Genomic DNA, 3,259 nt, shown 5'->3' on the forward strand with positions numbered 1-3,259 from the left:
ATTTTGTTCTTTGAAAACTAGATATTATTAATTTCTATATTGAATTTGTATAAAATACAATTTCAACCGAGAACACCGCGTTATTTTGAGTTGTTTAAAAGAATTTAATCGCAAAATACTCAATTAACCAAAATCACGAAGTGATTAATAGGTTAAGTTATAAAGGGCGCATGGTGAATGCCTTGGTACTAGGAGCCGATGAAGGACGGGACTAACACCGATATGCTTCGGGGAGCTGTACGTAAGCTTTGATCCGGAGATTTCCGAATGAGGAAACTCAATAGCTTTAATCAGCTATTACTAACTAACGAATACATACTTAGTTAGTGGCAGACGTGGGGAACTGAAACATCTAAGTACCCACAGGAACAGAAAGAAAATTCGATTCCCTGAGTAGCGGCGAGCGAAACGGGAAGAGCCCAAACCAAAGAGCTTGCTCTTTGGGGTTGTAGGACTGAACATTTGAGTTACCAAAGTATTTGATAGTCGAAAGATTTGGGAAGATCTGCGAAACAGGGTGATAGCCCCGTAGACGAAATCAAATACTCTCAGTTCAGGATCCTGAGTACGGCGACACACGTGAAACGTCGTCGGAATCCGGGAGGACCATCTCCCAAGGCTAAATACTACCTAGTGACCGATAGTGAACCAGTACCGTGAGGGAAAGGTGAAAAGCACCCCGGAAGGGGAGTGAAATAGTTCCTGAAACCATGTGCTTACAAGCAGTTAGAGCCCGTTAATGGGTGATAGCGTGCCTCTTGTAGAATGAACCGGCGAGTTATGGTTGCATGCAAGGTTAAGACGAAAATGTCGGAGCCGTAGCGAAAGCGAGTCTGAAACGGGCGTTTCAGTATGTAGCGATAGACCCGAAACCAGGTGATCTACCCATGTCCAGGCTGAAAGTGTGGTAAAACACACCGGAGGGCCGAACCCGTGTACGTTGAAAAGTGCTGGGATGAGGTGTGGGTAGCGGTGAAATTCCAAACGAACTTGGAGATAGCTGGTTCTCTCCGAAATAGCTTTAGGGCTAGCCTCGGATTTAGAATCATGGAGGTAGAGCCACTGTTTGGATGAGGGGCCCGTCATGGGTTACTGAGTTCAGATAAACTCCGAATACCATTGATTTATATGTCCGGGAGTCAGACTATGAGTGATAAGATCCATAGTCGAAAGGGGAACAGCCCAGACCACCAATTAAGGTCCCTAAATATATGCTAAGTGGAAAAGGATGTGAAGTTGCATAGACAACTAGGATGTTGGCTCAGAAGCAGCCACCATTTAAAGAGTGCGTAATAGCTCACTAGTCGAGTGACCTTGCGCCGAAAATTTACCGGGGCTAAGCATATTACCGAGATTGTGGACGTGACTATGTCACGTGATAGGAGAGCGTTCTAAGGGCAATGAAGTCGGACCGTAAGGACCGGTGGAGCGCTTAGAAGTGAGAATGCCGGTATGAGTAGCGAAAGATTGGTGAGAATCCAATCCACCACATGACTAAGGTTTCCTGGGGAAGGCTCGTCCTCCCAGGGTTAGTCGGGACCTAAGCCGAGGCTGAGAAGCGTAGGCGATGGATAACAGGTTGAGATTCCTGTACTAGTTAATTATGTTTGAGCGATGGAAGGACGTAGAAGGCTAAATTGTGCACACTGTTGGATATGTGTGTTCAAGCAGTAAGTCAGTTAAAGAGTGAAATGCTTTTTAGCGTGTTGACAAGCTGTGATGAGGACCGAAATTAAGTAGGGAAGCAATCCATGTCACGCTACCGAGAAAAGTTTCTAGTGAGTAATTAACTACCCGTACCGCAAACCGACACAGGTAGTCGAGGAGAGTATCCTAAGGTGAGCGAGTGAACTCTCGTTAAGGAACTCGGCAAAATGACCCCGTAACTTCGGGAGAAGGGGTGCTGCACTAACGTGCAGCCGCAGTGAAAAGGCTCAGGCGACTGTTTATCAAAAACACAGGTTTCTGCAAAATCGTAAGATGAAGTATAGGGGCTGACGCCTGCCCGGTGCTGGAAGGTTAAGTGGATGAGTTAGCTTCGGCGAAGCTCAGAAATGAAGCCCCAGTAAACGGCGGCCGTAACTATAACGGTCCTAAGGTAGCGAAATTCCTTGTCGGGTAAGTTCCGACCCGCACGAAAGGCGTAACGATCTGAGCACTGTCTCAACGAGAGACTCGGTGAAATTGAGATCCCTGTGAAGAAGCAGGGTACCCGCGACAGGACGGAAAGACCCCATGGAGCTTTACTGTAATTTGATATTGGGTGTTGACATAGCTTGTACAGGATAGGTAGGAGCCGTAGAAACCGGAACGCTAGTTTCGGTGGAGGCAATGGTGGGATACTACCCTCGCTGTGCTAACACTCTAACCCGCACCACTTATCGTGGTGGGAGACAGTGTCTGATTGGCAGTTTGACTGGGGCGGTCGCCTCCCAAACAGTAACGGAGGCGCCCAAAGGTTCCCTCAGAATGGTTGGAAATCATTCATCGAGTGTAAAGGCAAAAGGGAGCTTGACTGCGAGACAGACAGGTCGAGCAGGGACGAAAGTCGGGCTTAGTGATCCGGTGGTACCGTATGGAAGGGCCATCGCTCAACGGATAAAAGCTACCCTGGGGATAACAGGCTTATCTCCCCCAAGAGTTCACATCGACGGGGAGGTTTGGCACCTCGATGTCGGCTCATCGCATCCTGGGGCTGTAGTTGGTCCCAAGGGTTGGGCTGTTCGCCCATTAAAGCGGTACGCGAGCTGGGTTCAGAACGTCGTGAGACAGTTCGGTCCCTATCCGTCGCGGGCGTAGGAAATTTGAGGGGAGCTGTCTCTAGTACGAGAGGACCGAGATGGACATACCGCTGGTGTACCAGTTGTGCCGCCAGGCGCATCGCTGGGTAGCTATGTATGGACGTGATAAACGCTGAAAGCATCTAAGTGTGAAACCCACCTCAAGATGAAATTTCCCATTCCTTTATGGAAGTAAGACCCCTGAGAGATGATCAGGTAGATAGGTTGGAAGTGGAAGTGCAGTGATGCATGGAGCGGACCAATACTAATCGGTCGAGGACTTAACCAAGTTAGGTAGTTTTCGGAAAATAAATTAATAATATCTAGTTTTGAGAGAACAAAGTTCTTTCTAAATAAATAGTGTGGTGGCGATAGCCAGAAGGATACACCTGTTCCCATGCCGAACACAGTAGTTAAGCTTCTGTACGCCGAGAGTAGTTGGAGGATCGCCTCCTGCAAGGGTAGGACGTTGCCACGCT

2 rRNA genes are annotated in these 3,259 nt (G+C 48.1%); both read left to right on the forward strand.

Annotation, left to right across the window (positions count from 1 at the left end):
• Positions 1–150 precede the first annotated feature (150 nt).
• A 23S ribosomal RNA gene (locus K5Q11_RS07465) occupies positions 151–3,069 on the forward strand.
• Positions 3,070–3,141: 72 nt separating this feature from the next.
• Positions 3,142–3,258 (forward strand): 5S ribosomal RNA (gene rrf, locus K5Q11_RS07470).
• Position 3,259: the final 1 nt, after the last annotated feature.

This window comes from Apilactobacillus xinyiensis, assembly GCF_019656235.1.
In the GTDB taxonomy this organism is placed as follows: domain Bacteria; phylum Bacillota; class Bacilli; order Lactobacillales; family Lactobacillaceae; genus Apilactobacillus; species Apilactobacillus xinyiensis.